This is a genomic window from Streptomyces sp. S063 (assembly GCF_002832675.1).
GTDB lineage: Bacteria > Actinomycetota > Actinomycetes > Streptomycetales > Streptomycetaceae > Streptomyces > Streptomyces sindenensis.
The window spans coordinates 6,351,042-6,366,377 of the sequence record NZ_CP021707.1; the positions used below are offsets into that span (position 1 = coordinate 6,351,042).

At 67.2% G+C, this 15,336-nt stretch carries 10 protein-coding genes and 1 pseudogene; 7 read left to right on the plus strand and 4 right to left on the minus strand.

Annotation, left to right across the window (positions count from 1 at the left end):
- Positions 1–6,681, minus strand: a pseudogene (locus tag CCZ36_RS28870) (amino acid adenylation domain-containing protein); the annotation flags it as partial.
- 424 nt (positions 6,682–7,105) lie between these two features.
- Between CCZ36_RS28870 and CCZ36_RS28875 the strand changes: the two are divergent.
- From CCZ36_RS28875 to panD, 3 genes are read left to right on the plus strand one after another with little or no spacing between them, the layout of a single operon-like run.
- The gene (locus CCZ36_RS28875) at positions 7,106–8,464 is read left to right on the plus strand and encodes a lysine N(6)-hydroxylase/L-ornithine N(5)-oxygenase family protein (RefSeq protein ID WP_128818893.1); all 1,359 of its coding nucleotides are present in this window, start codon (positions 7,106–7,108) and stop codon (positions 8,462–8,464) included.
- Positions 8,451–9,191 carry an FMN-binding negative transcriptional regulator gene (locus CCZ36_RS28880; protein WP_128818894.1) on the plus strand — a complete coding sequence of 247 codons (741 nt, stop codon included), beginning with the start codon at positions 8,451–8,453 and terminating at the stop codon, positions 9,189–9,191. Before CCZ36_RS28875 ends, CCZ36_RS28880 begins: the two co-directional genes overlap by 14 nt.
- Positions 9,173–9,580 carry an aspartate 1-decarboxylase gene (panD, locus tag CCZ36_RS28885; protein WP_128818895.1) on the plus strand — a complete coding sequence of 136 codons (408 nt, stop codon included), beginning with the start codon at positions 9,173–9,175 and terminating at the stop codon, positions 9,578–9,580. Before CCZ36_RS28880 ends, panD begins: the two co-directional genes overlap by 19 nt.
- 82 nt (positions 9,581–9,662) lie before the next feature.
- Here the strand turns inward: panD and CCZ36_RS28890 are convergent, their stop codons facing one another.
- The gene (locus CCZ36_RS28890) at positions 9,663–10,667 is read right to left on the minus strand and encodes a ParB/RepB/Spo0J family partition protein (protein WP_128818896.1); all 1,005 of its coding nucleotides are present in this window, start codon (positions 10,665–10,667) and stop codon (positions 9,663–9,665) included.
- Positions 10,668–11,308: 641 nt separating this feature from the next.
- Here CCZ36_RS28890 and CCZ36_RS28895 point away from each other — a divergent pair.
- Positions 11,309–12,079, plus strand: a complete 771-nt coding sequence (locus CCZ36_RS28895; protein WP_128818897.1) for a thioesterase II family protein — start codon at positions 11,309–11,311, stop codon at positions 12,077–12,079.
- A gap of 95 nt (positions 12,080–12,174) precedes the next feature.
- Positions 12,175–12,387: an MbtH family protein gene (locus tag CCZ36_RS28900; protein WP_128818898.1), complete on the plus strand. Its 213-nt coding sequence runs from the start codon at positions 12,175–12,177 to the stop codon at positions 12,385–12,387.
- 211 nt (positions 12,388–12,598) lie between these two features.
- On the opposite strand, the gene CCZ36_RS28905 is transcribed toward CCZ36_RS28900, so the two are convergent.
- Complete coding sequence (locus CCZ36_RS28905) at positions 12,599–13,378, minus strand: peptidyl-tRNA hydrolase (RefSeq protein WP_443069823.1); 780 nt, start codon at positions 13,376–13,378, stop codon at positions 12,599–12,601.
- A 41-nt stretch (positions 13,379–13,419) separates the two neighbouring features.
- Between CCZ36_RS28905 and CCZ36_RS28910 the strand changes: the two genes are divergently transcribed.
- Complete coding sequence (locus tag CCZ36_RS28910; protein WP_069739274.1) at positions 13,420–14,094, plus strand: AIM24 family protein; 675 nt, start codon at positions 13,420–13,422, stop codon at positions 14,092–14,094.
- Positions 14,095–14,173: 79 nt separating this feature from the next.
- Positions 14,174–14,371 carry a hypothetical protein gene (locus CCZ36_RS28915; RefSeq protein ID WP_176734532.1) on the plus strand — a complete coding sequence of 66 codons (198 nt, stop codon included), beginning with the start codon at positions 14,174–14,176 and terminating at the stop codon, positions 14,369–14,371.
- Positions 14,372–14,390: 19 nt separating this feature from the next.
- On the opposite strand, the gene CCZ36_RS28920 is transcribed toward CCZ36_RS28915, so the two are convergent.
- Positions 14,391–15,251: a polysaccharide deacetylase family protein gene (locus CCZ36_RS28920; protein ID WP_128818900.1), complete on the minus strand. Its 861-nt coding sequence runs from the start codon at positions 15,249–15,251 to the stop codon at positions 14,391–14,393.
- Positions 15,252–15,336 lie beyond the last annotated feature (85 nt).

A 15,336-nucleotide genomic window follows, 5' to 3' on the forward strand; every position in this document is an offset into this window, starting at 1 on the left:
GTGGCGGGCGGTGTAGGCGGTGACCAGGTCCCGTGCGAGCCGGCCCACGGACCAGCCGTCACCGGCGATGTGGTGGATGACGAGCAGCAGCACCGACTCGGTCGGGGTCACGGTGAACAGTTCGGCGCGCAGCGGAACCTGGGCGGACAGGTCGAACTCATGACGGGCGGCCTGGTCCACGCGATCGGCGAGTCCGTCCTTGTTCGTGGGGACGATGCGTAGCTCGATATGGGCGTGTTCGGGGTTGAGGACGCGCTGGAGGGGCTGCCCGTCAGCCTCCTCGAAGACTGTGCGGAGTGCTTCGTGGCGTGTGATGACGTCGTTGATGGATTCATGGAGTGCTTGGTGGTTGAGGTCGCCGGTCAGTCGCATGGCGAGGGGCATGTTGTAGGTGGCTGAGGGGCCTTCCAGTTTGTGCAGGAACCACAGTCGCTGCTGGGCGAAGGAGAGGGGCAGTGCCTCGGGCCGGGGCTGCGCAACGAGGGCGGGGCGTGTTACGCCCTGGGTGAGGCGTGGTGCGAGTTGGGCGACGGTGGGTGCTTCGAAGAGTGTTTGTAGGGGTGTTTCGGTGCCGAGGGTGGTGCGGATTCGGCTGCTGAGTTGGGTTGCGAGGAGGGAGTGTCCGCCGAGTGCGAAGAAGTTGTCGTCGACAGTGACGCTGGGTACGCCGAGGACTTCGGCGAAGAGGGTGGAGAGGATTTCTTCTTGGGGTGTGCGGGGTGGGCGGCCGCTGCCTGTGGATGTGTAGTCGGGTGCGGGGAGGGCTTTGCGGTCGGTCTTTCCGTTCGGGGTGAGGGGTATGTGGTCGAGGGTGACGATGGCTGACGGGACCATGTAGTCGGGCAGTTGGTCCTGCAGTGTCTGCCGGAGGGTTGTGATGAGTGTTCCGGTGGTGCGGGATCGGGCTGGGGAGTTGGTGAGAGTGGTGCTGTTGTTGGTGGAGGGCTGGTAGGTGCCGGTCACCGTCTGGGTACTGCCTGCGGGTAGCAGGACTGTGTCGAAGGAGGCGGGCTGTTCGGTGTTCCAGGTGGAGACCGCTTCGAGGCCGTGTCCGGTGGCCCACTCGTGGAATGTTTCGGGGTCGATTCCGGCGGCGGAGGTGAGTGCCGACCGTACGGCGTCCAGGTTCTCGCCGGTGTCCAGGGCGTGGACGGCGGCTGTTTCACCGGTCAGGCGTGCGTTCGGAACACCCACCACGCGCAGGCCGTCTTCGGCCAGCTGTTCCCCGAGCTGCTCGAGGGTGGTGACGTCGCTTCCCCAGTGCAGCGCCGGGAGGTTGGCGAGGTTGGTTGGTGTCTGGGGGTTTTTGTGGAGGGTGATGTCGTAGCGGTGGCGGGTGAGTTCGTTGTGTGCTGTTCCGCGTTTGATCCGGATGTCCACGCCGATGCCGTGATGAGTGGCGAGGTTGGTGAAGTAGTCGGGGTGGACCAGGAGTTCTTTTTCCACTACTAGTGCGCGTTCGACTGAGGCGTGGAGTTGGGCGGTGTCGGTTGCTTTGGGTGTTTGGACTGCGGTGTGGAAGGTGCGGAGTTGTCCGAGGTGGCGGATGTCGCCGAGGATGATTCGGCCGTTTTCGGTGAGGAGTTCCAGGGCTTGGTTGAGGACGGAGGTGAGGTAGTGGTGGTCGGGGAAGTACTGGGCGACGGAGTTGATGACGATGGTGTCGAAGTAGCCTGTCGGCAGGTCGGTGAAGTCGTCGGCGCTCTGGCAGCGGACCTGGACGTGTTTCCAGCCCCGGTCCGTGATCTGTCCGGTGAGGCGGGTGACGACGGCCTGGGAAAGATCCGTTCCCCAGTACGATTCGACGTCCTGTGCCAGGGGTGCCATCAGCAGGCCTGAGCCGACACCGATCTCCAGGACTCGCTGGGGGGCGTAGGAGCGGATTCGTTCCACTGTTGCCGAGCGCCATTCCCGCATTTCTTCCAGCGGGATCGCTTCACCGGTGTAGGAGCTGTCCCAGCCGGCGAAGTCCTCACCCAGGGGCGAGTCGGTCTGGCCGTAGATCGAGTCGTACAACTCCCGCCAGTCCTCGACCTGTTCGGCACCACCGTCGGTCTCGGGGACGATGTAGGCGACCAGGCGGGTGTCGCCGGGCTGGTCCTCACGCGGAACCACCACCGCCTGCGAAATCTCCGCGTGCTTAGTGAGGACGGCTTGGATCTCGCCGGGTTCGATGCGGAAGCCGCGGATCTTGACCTGGTCGTCGGTCCGGCTCAGGTATTCGAGTTCGCCGTCGCGGTTCCATCGTACGAGGTCGCCGGTGCGGTACATCCGGTCTCCGGCCCCGCTGAACGGGTCGGCCACGAACCGCTCGGATGTCAGGCCGGACCGGTTGAGGTAACCGCGGGCCAGACTACGGCCCGCGATGTACAGCTCGCCGGCGACACCTTGCGGTACCTGCTGCAGATTCTCGTCCAGGACGTACACACGGGTGTTGACCACCGGCCGGCCGATCGGAACGTGTGAACCCGACAGCGGTTCGCTGGCCGTGGCATCGACCGTCGACTCCGTCGGCCCGTAGGCGTTGATCATCCGGCGGCCCTGCGACCACCGCTCGGCCAGATCGGGCGAGCACGCCTCACCGGCCACCACCAGCATGGCCAGGTCGACCAGAGCGGACTCGCTGCCCGCCGGCATCGTGCCCAGCGCCGACGGCGGCAGCGTCACATGCGTGATCCTGCGCTCGGCCAGTTGCCGGGCCAGTTCCTCTCCGACCAGCCGTCGTGACCTCGGGACCACGAGCACGGCACCGGTGGTCAGGGCCATCACCAGCTCCCACACCGCGGCATCGAACCCCGGTGAGGCGAACTGCAGGACCCGGCTGTCCGGCGAGAGGGCGAACCGCTCCAGGTGCGTCACCGTCAACGACGCTAGCCCGGTGTGCGTGACCGCTACCCCCTTGGGCCGGCCGGTGGAACCCGAGGTGTAGATGGTGTACGCGGTGTTCGCCGCCGTCAGAGGAGCAACCCGATCTGTGTCCGTCGGATTCGTGACAGGCTGCCTCTCCCAGTCCTCGGTCAGATCTTCGAGCGCCAGCGCGCCCGGGAACCCCGATGCCAGCTGGCTGGTCGTCAGAACCACTCGCGGAGCGGCGTCGGTGAGCATGTACGCGACCCGGTCGGCCGGGTAGTCCGGGTCCACTGGGAGATATCCGGCGCCCGCCTTCACGATGCCCAGGATCACCGCGACCTGTTCGGCACTGCGCGGCAGCACCACACCCACGAGATCCTCAGCGCCGACGCCGCGCGAGGTCAGCCAGTGCGCGATGCGGTTCGCCCGCTCGTTCAACTCCTCGTACGTCCACGAGACATCGCCGCCATCGACAGCCGGAGCGGACGGCGCGGCCTGCACCCGCGCCTCGAAGAGCTCAGGCAGCGTCGAGTCCGTGATCTCGGTTCGCTCCGGCTGAACCAGGTGGTCGAGGCGTTCGTGCGGGGCGAGGATGTTCAGCGCGCCGATCCGCTGGGAGGGGTCGGCGGCCACGGCCCGCAGCAACTGCGTCCACCGTTCGATCAGCGTCTCGATCGTGGCCCGGTCGTACAGCTCCGTCGAGAACTCGACCGTGCCGGGCATGCCCATGGGCATGCCGTCGGAGTCGTAGCTTTCATGCATGCTGATGAACGCGTCGAAGCGCGCTGTACCGGTGGGCCAGGTCTCGGAATCCGCTCGCAGCCCAGGCAGATCGAAGTGTGCCTCTTCGTTGTTCTGGAGGACCAGCGCGACCTGGAAGAGCGGGTGGTGCGCGGCGGAGCGGTGCGGATTGAGCTTCTCCACCAGGTACTGGAAGGGGACGTCCTGGTGGGCGTATGCCTCCAGGCTGGTCCGGCGGACTTGGTCGAGCAGGTCGGTGAAGGCCGGGTTGTCCGCTGTGTCGGTCCGCAGCACGAACGTGTTGACGAAGAATCCGACCAGCTCGTCCAGGTTCTCGTCTGTGCGCCCTGCCACGCCGCTGCCGATCGGGATGTCCGTTCCCGCGCCGAGACGGTTCATCAGCGCGGCCATGGATGCCTGGAGGACCATGTACATCGTGGTGCCGGTGGAGCGGGCGAGCTCGGCGAGGCCTCGGTGCAGGTCGGCGTCGATACCGAAAGGGCTGAGGTCACCGGCGTTGGAGGTTGTGGTGGGGCGGGGCCGGTCGGTAGGGATGGTGACCTGTTCCGGCAGACCGGCCAACTGCTCGGCCCAGTAGGTGTACTGGCGGCTGAAGGGGCTGTCGGGGTCGGTGTCGTCGCCGAGCAGGTCGCGCTGCCAGAGGGTGTAGTCGGCGTACTGGACGGGGAGGTGTGGCCAGTCGGGGGTGGTGTCGGTGAGGCGGGCGGTGTAGGCGGAGATGAGGTCGCGGGCCAGCGGGGCCAGGGACCAGCCGTCACCCGCGATGTGGTGCAGCACCAGCATCAGCACCGACTCGGTCGGGCCGATGGTCAGCAGTTCGGCACGGAAGGGGACGTTGCCGAAGAGGTCGAACTCGTGACGCGCGGCCCGGTTCATCGTCTGCGTGAGATCGGTCTGGACGACCTCGCGGACGTACAGCTCGGTGCGAGCCTGGTCAGGAGTGAGGATGTGCTGGACAGGGCGGCCGTCGGCATCCTTGAAAACGGTGCGCAGGGCCTCGTGGCGTGCGACGACGTCGTTGAGGGCCTCCTGCAGTGCCTGCCGGTCCAGATCGCCGGCCAGGCGCAGGGCGAGGGCGATGTTGTAGGTGGCCGAAGGGCCCTCCAGCTGGTGCAGGAACCACAGTCGCTCCTGTGCGTAGGACAGCGGCAGCACCTGCGGCCGGGCCACCGGCTCAAGTGCGGTGCGCAGTTCGCCGTCATGGTCGGCCAGCCGACGGGCGAGCTGCTCCGGCGTCGGCGCGTCGAACACCGTCCGCAGGGGAAGCTCCACGCCCAGCGCCGTACGGATACGGCTGATCAGACGGGTGGCCAGCAGCGAGTGGCCGCCCAGCTCGAAGAAGCTGTCGTCGATCCCCGCTCCGGGCACACCTAGAATCTCGGCGAACGCCGTGCGGAGGATCTCTTCCTGCGGAGTGCGCGGAGCGCGCCCGCTACCCACCAGGGCGTGGTCGGGTGCCGGCAGGGCCTTGCGGTCGACCTTCCCGTTCGTGGTCATTGGCATCTGGTTCAGCCGGACGACCACGGAGGGAACCATATGGTCGGGCAGAACGCTCCGCAGCCGCTCCCGGACCTCCTCCGAGGAGAAGCCGTCGACCGTCGTCGGCACCGCGTACGCCACAAGACGGGTACCACCGTGCTGGTCCCCGCGGGCTACGACAACGGCCTGGGAGACACCGGGCTGCTGTTGCAGTACGGCCTCGATCTCGCCGGGCTCGATCCGGAACCCGCGGATCTTCACCTGGTCGTCGCTGCGGCCGAGGTACTCCAGCTCGCCGTCCCGGTTCCACCGCACCAGGTCACCCGTGCGGTACATCCGGCTCCCGGCCCCACCGAACGGGTCCGCGACGAAGCGCTCGGCGCTGAGGCCGGGCCGGTTGAGGTAGCCACGCGCGACGCCCTTGCCGGCGATGTAGAGCTCACCGTCCTCGCCCGGGGCGACCGGCTGGAGGCGAGCGTCCAGGACGTGGACACGCGCATTGAACAAGGGCCGACCGATGGGCACATGACGGCCGCTCAGGAATCCGCTCGCCGTTGCGTACACGGTGCATTCCGTCGGTCCGTACGCGTTGACCATGCGGCGGCCCGGGGACCAGCGCTCCACCAGTTCCGGCGGGACGGCCTCGCCGATCATGGTCAGGTTGCCCAGTCCGGACAGGGCCGACTCACTCCCGGCGGGGAGCGTCTCCAGTACCGAGGCGGTGATGAAGGCATGGGTGATCCGCCGGTCGGCCATCATCCGCATGAGCTCGTGGCCGGCGAGGCTGTCGGCGTCGGTCAGCACGAGAGCGGCGCCGGACGTCAGCGCGAGGAAGATCTCCGAGGCGGAGGCGTCGAATCCGAGCGAGGCAAGCTGAAGAATCCGGCTGCCGGGACCTGCTGTGCAGCGGTCGGCCAACGCGGTCGTGAGGCTGGCCAGTCCGGTGTGGGGGACGGTGACGCCCTTGGGGTGGCCGGTGGAACCGGACGTGTAGATCGTGTACGCGAGGTTCTCGGTGACAAGCGGTGCGAGACGGTCGGCATCGGTCGGATTGCCGACGGCCTGCTCGTCCACCAGGCCGGAGAGTGCTTCGACGGAGACGCTTTCACGGCTGGGGCCGGGCAGGCCGGTGGCGAGGGCTGTCGTGGTCACCGTCAGGGTCGGCCTCGCGTCGGCGAGCATGAAGTCGATGCGCTCGGCCGGGTATTCCGGGTCGACGGGCAGATAGGCGGCGCCGGCTTTCGTGATGCCCAGGATCACAGCAATCTGCTCGGCACAGCGGGGAAGCGCCACACCGACCAGCTGGCCCGGGGCGATGCCGCGGGAGATGAGCCAATGAGCGATCCGGTTGGCTTGCGCGTTGAGCTCGGCGTAGGTGAAGGAGCGGTCGCCGTCCTCAAGCGCGAGAGCCTGTGGGGTCGCCTCGACCTGGGCTTCGAACAAGTGTGGCACGGTGGCGTCGTGGAGGTCGTCCCGCCGATTCTGGCCCCAATCGGACAGACGCCGGTCCTCTCCGCGAAGAGGAGCGGGGGAGCCTCCGTCGGCACCGGAGTGGAGGGTCTCGGCGGACCGCTTGTCAGGGGTGGTCATGAAGACTCCACAGGAGAGGCGACGAGCGTTCAGGCGCGGAATCCGAGATTCACTGACTGATCCCAAGCCTGAACCGGAATGACTCGGGTATTTGGTGCGAGCAGGCCGAACGCACCGGCGGCGCCCCCGATAGCCGCCCGCCGGTCAATATGTCTGTCCGGAATCCTGGGCTGCGAGTGTGCGTACCCCAGCGGCTTACATTCCGGAACAGCAACGTTCGATGATCCTCACCAGCGGCCGGGGCTGTGTCAAGAAGAGGCCGTTCAACCGTAAAACTTCCGTTCAACTGTACAGAACTGACTGGTGTAGCAGCGGCAGGCATTCTTGACGCCCACCGCGAACATGTGCGGAGATGTCTTTCCGACGAGGAACCCCGGAACTGACTTCCCGCGTACGGCACCCCTAGTACGGGATGAGGATACGAATGAAACCGAAGACGACGTACACCGGTCCAGTTCTCGATATTTTGGGAGTCGGTTTCGGGCCCTCGAATCTGGCTTTGGCGGTAGCGGTCGACGAATACAACGAGGCTGCCCCGGCCACCCCGCTGCGCGCCGGTTTCGTCGAGCGCAAGCAGACCTTCGGATGGCACAGGGGCATGCTGCTCGACCAGGCAACGATGCAGGTCAGCTTCTTGAAGGACCTGGTCACGATGCGGAATCCGCGTAGTCGGTTCACCTTTCTGACGTATCTGCACGAGCGTGACCGACTGGTCCAGTTCATCAACCACAAGACGCTCTTTCCGCTGCGTATAGAGTTTCACGACTATCTGGAATGGGTGGCCGCGCAGTTCGCGGAAACCGTTCATTACGGCACGGAAGTGGTCGAAGTGCGTCCCGTCGAGGAGGGCGGCAAAGCCGTCTACCTAGACGTGATCTCGCGCGAGGTCGACCATCCCGACAGGGTGGTCGTACGCCGTACCCGCAACCTGGTGATTGCCAGCGGTATCGTGCCCGCGCTGCCCGCCGGGCTGGAGAGTACGGATCGCCTGTGGCACAGCTCGGAGTTCCTCGACCGACTGGCGGAGTTCCCGGGAGATCCGTCAGTGTGTACGGTGGTCGGTGCGGGGCAGAGCGCCGCCGAGATAGCCGGGCACCTTCATGAGGTCTTTCCGTGCGCCGATGTCCATGCCGTCTTCTCGCGTTACGGCTACAGCCCTGCCGATGACTCGCCCTTTGCGAACCGTGTATTCGACCCGGCGGCCGTCGATGAATTCTTCTCGGCGCCGCCGCATGTGCAGCAGAAATTCTTCGAGTACCACGCGAACACCAACTACTCGGTGGTCGACATCGAGGTCATCGAGGACCTGAACGGCCGGATCTACCGGGAGTCCGTCCGCGGCGTACCCCGCCTGCACATCCGCCATATGACGGCGGTGAAGCAGGTGACGCCGGAGCCCGATCGGGTTCGCCTCCGGCTGGAGCAACTGTCCACCGGGGAACACGTCGACCTCGATACCGATCTGGTGGTCTTCGCCACCGGCTACCGGCCGATGGACCCGCTCGCGGTGCTCGGCGGGACGGCCGACCTCTGCAAGCACGACTCCTCCGGCCTCCTGCGGGTCCAGCGGGACCACCAAGTGGTGACCGAGAACTCGGTGGGGTGCGGGATCTACCTGCAAGGCGGCACCGAGCACACGCACGGCCTGTCCTCCTCGCTGCTGTCGACCACGGCCGTCAGGGCCGGCGAGATCGTCGAGTCGGTGGCCGGACGTTCCCGTGGCGCGGATTCCGGGCGAACCGAACGAGCAATGGCGAAAGGCTTGAGCAATGTACGTTCCTGAGCAGTACCGGCCGCGAGACGCGTCCTGGACGCTCGAACTGATCCGTTCCAACCCGTTGGCCCTGCTGGTTACCAACGGGCCGCAACACCCCTGGGCCACACATGTCCCCGTGCTCTTCGCCGAGGAACCGGACGGGCCGGAGGGGCCGGACGGGCTGGACGCGACCGGGGATGACCTCGTCGGCCGGCGGTTGCTCGGGCACCTGAACCTCATGAATCCCCACTGGGAAGCGCTGGCTGGGGCCGGTCACGCCCTGCTGGTCTTCCAGGGGCCCGGCTCCTATGTGTCACCGACGGTGTACGAGACGGCTCCAGCGGCTCCGACCTGGGACTTCACTTCCGTTCACGTCCACGGCGCACTACGCCTGATCGACGACCCCGATGACCTCAGGAAGATCGTGCAGGCCACCGTGCGCGCCTACGAGCGGGAGGTCGGCACGGACTGGGACATGAGCGAGTCGCTCGAATACTTCGAACGGCTGCTGCCCGGCGTACGCGGGTTCGAGATCAAGATCGAGAGCGTTGACAGCATGTTCAAGCTCAGTCAGGAGCAGCTTCCCGAGGCGGTGACCAAAGTGATCGACAGCTTCCGCCGAAGTGACGGGGGCCGACGGCAAGAACTCGCCACCATGATCGAACGAGCGGCGTCCGACAAGCCCGGCGACCTCGCTTCGTACCGCCACCCCCGTGTGCCCCGAGAGGACGAACCATGCAGCGCACCATGCTGAAATCGAAGATCCATCGCGCCACCGTGACCCAGTGCAACCTGCACTATGTGGGCTCGGTCACCGTGGACGAGGATCTGATGGAGACCGCCGACCTGATAGCGGGCGAGCTCGTCCACATTGTGGACATCAACAACGGTGCCCGCCTGGAGACTTACGTCATCGCCGGGCCGCGAGGAAGCGGCGTCATCGGGATCAACGGCGCCGCGGCCCGGCTTGTCCACGAAGGCGACTTGGTGATCATCATCGCGTACGCGGCGGTCAACGACGCCGAGGCCCGTAAGCTCGAACCCCGCGTCGTCTTCGTGGACGAAGCCAACCGGGTGCTGGAAGCCGGCACCGACCCCGCAGCCGCACTCCCGGGACACGGCCTGGTGTCCGGTGCCTCCTGAGCGGGCGGCGGGTGCGCGCTGGACCCGAGGGTAACGGTGCCTGTTCAACTGCCCGGAAAGGGCAGTTGAACAGGCACCGGTCTCAGTCCGAACGGCTTTCCAACTCCTCGGCGAACGAATTCCAGTCCTGGGCACACGCTCGTGCGAACTCCGCTACAGCGTCCACCGCGTGGGGCGGAACCTGTTCCAGAAACTCATTCCACTGCTGGCTGCCGGTCGCTTGCGAGCCGAGCCAGCGCAGCAGCGAGCGGCGGGACTCGTTGAAGCGCAGCGACGGGTCGCGGAGGAGCCTCTCCATGATGTCCGTAGGCCGGGTGTCCGCGTCGGCGTCGGACGACGAGAGTCGACTGCGCACCACGCCGCGCCGCTGCCCGCTCTGGGCCATCTTCCTGACACACCGCCTCGGCACGGTTTCCTCCTTCCGCCGCTGAGGTGGGCTCTCCGTACCCCGCTGCTCCGGAAGGCTCTCCGCCGCTCGTTGCTTCGGGGGGACAGGGTCCTGGCCGCGGCGCATCCGTTCGCGGACATCTCGCACGGTGGCCGGAGCGATACCGGCGATCTTGGCGATTTCCCGCAGAGAGGCGGCGGGTTGCTCGGCTATCAGGTCGCCGGCCAGTCGACGCCCCTCCGCCGCGCTGAGCGGGCGCGCTTTCCCGTCCCGCCCGATCCGCGCCCCCAGCGGGGATCCGGCGGATTCCTTCTGCCGGATGCCGCTCACAGTCACGGCGGAGAGCCCCGAGGCGGCCGCGATCGCGCGGTCGGACCAATTGGGATGCGCCTTGAGAATGCGGCTCGCGGCAGCGGTACGGTCCGCTCGTGTTAAGGGCAGCCCATGGGCCCTGTTGGCCTCGACGGCGATCACGAATGCTGCTTCCGCGTCGCCGTCGAAGAAGCTCACCTCGATCTCCTCGTCGCCCCGTATCTGCGCTGCGAGGAGGCGATGGTGGCCATCGATGATCTTCATGGAAGGCCAGTGGACCAGGATGGGCGGCAGCGCCCCGTCGATCTGCGCGAGGGCTTCGACATGCCGCTTGTCCGGTCCCAGAAGCCGGGGCGAATCACCTGGCAGGAATGAGCTGACCGGCATCGCTCTGGTCCGTGGCTCGGTGAGTGGTCTGGGGAGTCCGGTTCTGGCATCTGCCGACCATGAATATCCGTCATCAATACGATTCGCCATGGATGTCGCCTCTCCCGTATGGCCTGACTGGTCCTTCGGCTCTCGCGCCTAATCGTGCCCGTGTGCGAAGAGCGGATCCATCGTAAGCACTGGCTACGACGACTGGCTTGAATTAATGGTGCTGCGTTATGCCGCCTGGCGAAGAGGATGTATATGGCGATTGATGGCCACTGGCGTGAATCTTTCGCCGCCGCAATTTATTGATCTTTCGTCTGAGGTATCACATTTGTCCTGTCTGCTGGGCCGTGCGGGCAGGTCGATGCGGACGACCCTTGACCGGAACATGCGGGCCCAGTGGGTTGCGTCCTCGCCGAGGCGCTTCTGTTCCCGGGTGTTCAATGTCCGGAACGATAAGTCCATTGACAGTCGGAGGAGACGCATGGAAGCATCATCGAAGTCGTGATCATCTTCATCGGAATTTCGAATGCTGACCTGTATTCGCTCTCTCCGGAAGCAGGCAGGCGCCACTCCGGATCGTTGAGGATGGCGAACCGGCTATCGGTACGGCAGTGTGCGGAGCAGCAGTCCGGTGCAACGTGAGGAAGAGCGCTATGGGCAGCCAGGACGGCATGGAGGTCGGCCGGTGGTTCCGGAAAGTGAGGCGCTGCCCGAATCCGCGGATGCGATTGATCTGCTTTCCCCATGCCGGAGGAATGGCAGGATTCTTCCACTCCTGGGGTCGGCTCGTGCCGCCCGGTGTGGAGCTCCTCGCGGTCCGCTATCCCGGTCGGGAGGACCGGTTCCTCGAACCCTGCGCCGAGACGATGGACGAGCTTGTCGAGCAGATCGTCCGCGCGTGCTCCGGCCTGCTCGACGCGCCACTGGCGTTCTTCGGTCACAGCATGGGCGCCTCGGTTGCCTACGAGGTCTCACTGCGGCTGCAGCAGCAGAAGAAGTTCTCCGTGTCGGCCCTCTTCGTCTCGGGCCGCTCGGGGCCCGGGAGGGAGCAGATTCGTCCGCTCTCCGAGGCCGACGAGGATCAACTCATGCAGGAGTTGCGCGAGTTGGGTGGTACGGATGCCCAGGCCTTCGACGACGCGGAACTGCGCGAACTGGTTCTGCCGGCGATCCGTGCAGACTACCGGCTGATCGAGAAGTATGCGGCGACGAGGGGCGGTGTCGTGGTGAACGCCCCTGTCACTGCCTACTATGGAAAGCAGGACGCGGACGTGGACGGCGATTCCGTAAAGGCCTGGGCCGAGACGACGCACTCCGATTTCTGCGTACTGCCTTTCGAAGGCGGCCACTTCTACCTGCTGAAAGAGACCCGGACTCTCGTCGAAGATCTCTTCTCCCGTCTCGGTCGTGCCGCCATGGGCTGATACCTGGCCAAAATTTGTTCGTTTGAGCCGGACGGGCCGGCTCTTCGGATTGTCCCCTTCATTCGAAGCCACACCCCCAGACAGAGGAGCCCAGCATGTCGAACCCGTTCGAGGACCCCAACGCCACCTACTTCGTCCTGGTCAACGCGGAGGGGCAGCACTCACTCTGGCCGACTTTCGCGGAGGTGCCCGAGGGCTGGGACAAGGCCTTCGGTGAGGCCAGTCGCGAAGAGTGCCTCGAATTCACCGAGAAGTCCTGGACCGACATGCGCCCGAAGAGTCTTGTCGCCGCCATGCAGGGCAACTGACTGACTCGGTCTTGTGCGCCATCGGCCGGAGGCATGAATACCGTGCCTCCGGCCACACGCCTAATCAAAGGGATTCACTGCTGCGGGCCTTCGCGTTCCGGAAATCCCTTGCGCGCAGGAGTGGTCGGTTCGACAGGGCGCCCGCATTGTAGTCGTGTTCTGGCACCCCTCCGCAGGGGTCGGCCCCTGCGCGGATCGGTGAAGCAGAAGGTCAAGAATGTGGCGGGCGCGGGCAGACACCGACGCGGTGATGTCCCTCGGCCACGACGGTAGGCCCGGGGGCGATCTCGGTGAACCCCGCGTCGCGCACCACCGGCAGCCCGCTCGCCGTCAGCTCCCGCCAGCGCTCCGCCCCGGGGGTGGCCACGGAGAGCGGGAACCCGGCCTCGCGCCAGGCCTTGCGCTCGGTGTCGGACAGCTCCCACCAGGCGAGCTGAGCCCCGTGCCCGGCCTGCGCCATCGTCTTGCCCGCCGACATGTCGACATCGGGGTTCAGCCACAGCACCGGGCCCGAGGGATCGGGCGCGGCGGGGGGCTCGGGGTCGTCCAGGTCGGTGCCCGACACCTGGAGCTTGGCCAGCTCCTTGGGCCAGCCGTCCAGCGGGATCGGCGGGAACACCCGTACCTCCGCGCCGTCCTCGCCCGTCACCGTGATGCCGTCGAGCGCCGCCGCCTTGCGCCACTCCGCACCGCGCGCCCGGCGCACGACCTTGCGGATCCGGGCGTCCTGCCAGTCCCGCATGGCCGCCGCCCACTCGCCGTCGCCGAGGGACCGCTCGTCGGAGAGGATCGTCAGCACCGCCCGGGCGGCGGCCCGCAGCGCGTCGGTGCGGGCGGGCGGGTCCGTCTTCTCCAGGTGGAGCACCAGAGGCAGCACGAACTGCGGTGCCTGATCACGGTCGGTCGGGCCGCTGCGGAACGGGCTCCCGGAGGCGGGGGAGGGGGTGTCATGGCTGGTCACCGTCCCAGTCTGCCAGGCGGACGAGGTCATCCGCTTGGCGGAACGGCCGGGTCCGGGTGAGGATGCTCCGCATGAAGAGCGATCTCTTTTCCAGCGAGCACATGGCCCAGCCGGCCACCGCCCCCGGGATGACCCTGCAGAACGCCAAGTCGATCAAGTACGCCGTCAACGGGGAGATGCACGCCCGGCAGGGCTCGATGATCGCCTTCCGCGGCAATCTCCAGTTCGAGCGGAAGGGCCAGGGCATCGGCGGCATGCTCAAGCGCGCCGTCACCGGCGAGGGCCTCGCGCTGATGGCCGTCCGGGGCCAGGGGGAGGCCTGGTTCGCGCACGAGGCGGCGAACTGTTTCATCGTGGAGCTGGACCAGGGCGACGCCATCACCATCAACGGCCGCAACGTCCTGTGCTTCGACCCCACGCTCTCCTACGAGATCAAGACCGTGAAGGGTGCCGGGATGGTCGGCGGCGGCCTCTTCAACAGCGTCTTCACGGGCTACGGCAAGCTCGGCCTGATGTGCGAGGGCACCCCGATCGTGATCCCCGTGACGGCCGCCCAGCCGGTGTATGTGGACACGGACGCGGTGGTCGGCTGGAGCCAGCAGCTCACGACCAGCCTGCACCGCTCCCAGAGCGTCGGCTCGATGGTCCGCGGCGGCTCGGGCGAGGCGGTCCAGCTGATGCTCCAGGGCGAGGGTTTCGTCATCGTCCGGCCCAGCGAGGCCCGGCCCGAGAAGACGTCCAACTGACCTTGGAGCTGCGGGGCGTGGGGCGCGGGCCGGCCTCGCGCTCGTGACCACCGGGTCCCCGGCGGGGGCGCGTAGGCTCGTGGACGTGGACGACACGTACTGCGAGCCCCCGGGGCAGACCGCACCTGAACCGCCCGCCGGAACCGCCGAGGGCCCGCCGTACGCCGAGTGCGTGCTGTGCCGCAAGCCGACGGAGTACCCGGAGTCGGCGAAGGGCGCCACGCTCTGCCCGGTCTGCGCCTGGCAGGAGGCGGGCCGCACGGCCTGCTCGGGCTGACTGCCGCCCCGGCCCGAAATCAGGCGCTGTCCTCCATCAGCTCCGACACCTTCACGAACCGGTAGCCGCGCTCGCGCAGCTCCGGCACGATCCGGCGTACCGCCGCCTCGGTGGCCGGGGCCGCGCTGCGGGTGCAGTGCATCACCACCAGCGAGCCCGGCCGGACCCCGTCCAGCACCTGCTCGGCGACCGCGTCCGCGTCCGTGGCGAAGGCGTCGCCGCTGACCACGTCCCACTGGACGGCCGTCACGTTCGCCGGGCCCAGGGCGCGCAGGGCCGTGTCGTCGTAACAGCCGCCGGGGAAGCGGAAGTACGGCACCACGTTCCGCACCCCCGCCTTCCGGAACGCGGTGAAGGCGCGTTCGACGTCTCGGGTCATCGCGTTCTTCGCGACCACCGGCAGCCCGTAGCAGGGGGAGCTGAACGCGTGGTGGCTGTAGGAGTGGTTGGCGACCTCGAACAAGGGGTCCGCGCCGATGGCCTTCGCCTGGGCCGGGTACTCCTCGGCCCAGCGGCCGGTCATGAAGACCGTGGAGGGCACCTTCAGCCGACGCAGCAGGTCGACCAGCTCCGGATTGTCGAACCGCTCGCCCGAGGCGGCCCGGGGGCCCTGATCGGCCGTCATGTCGGCGTCGAACGTGAGCGCCACGATCCTCTCCGCCGAACCGCCGCCCGTGCCCCCGCCGCCCCCGTCCGTCGTTCTCCGCTCGAAGACCGGGGTGCGGCCCGCGGGGCCGGGGGCCATCGTGGGCGGCTTCTTCGGGGGCGGGGAGACCGAGGCGGAGGCCGAAGCGGGCGGGGGTGCGGGGGCGGGGGGACCGCCCCCGCACCCGGTCAGGGCGGCGCCCGTCAGCGCCCCCGCGACCGCCAGAACCGTCACCTTCCGCGTCTTCCGCGTCTTCCGTGCAGCAGTGATCACTCACGGAAAATATCTGACAATATGGATATATCGGCCGAAGGCGCTC

Excerpts from the sequence above, each read along its gene's own strand:
- CCZ36_RS28875 (WP_128818893.1), top strand. The coding sequence starts at position 7,106 with ATGAAACCGAAGACGACGTACACCGGTCCAGTTCTCGATATTTTGGGA.
- CCZ36_RS28880 (WP_128818894.1), top strand. The coding sequence starts at position 8,451 with ATGTACGTTCCTGAGCAGTACCGGCCGCGAGACGCGTCCTGGACGCTC.
- panD (WP_128818895.1), top strand. The coding sequence starts at position 9,173 with ATGCAGCGCACCATGCTGAAATCGAAGATCCATCGCGCCACCGTGACC.
- CCZ36_RS28890 (WP_128818896.1), bottom strand. The coding sequence starts at position 10,667 with ATGCCGGTCAGCTCATTCCTGCCAGGTGATTCGCCCCGGCTTCTGGGA.
- CCZ36_RS28895 (WP_128818897.1), top strand. The coding sequence starts at position 11,309 with ATGGGCAGCCAGGACGGCATGGAGGTCGGCCGGTGGTTCCGGAAAGTG.
- CCZ36_RS28900 (WP_128818898.1), top strand. The coding sequence starts at position 12,175 with ATGTCGAACCCGTTCGAGGACCCCAACGCCACCTACTTCGTCCTGGTC.
- CCZ36_RS28905 (WP_443069823.1), bottom strand. The coding sequence starts at position 13,378 with ATGACCTCGTCCGCCTGGCAGACTGGGACGGTGACCAGCCATGACACC.
- CCZ36_RS28910 (WP_069739274.1), top strand. The coding sequence starts at position 13,420 with ATGAAGAGCGATCTCTTTTCCAGCGAGCACATGGCCCAGCCGGCCACC.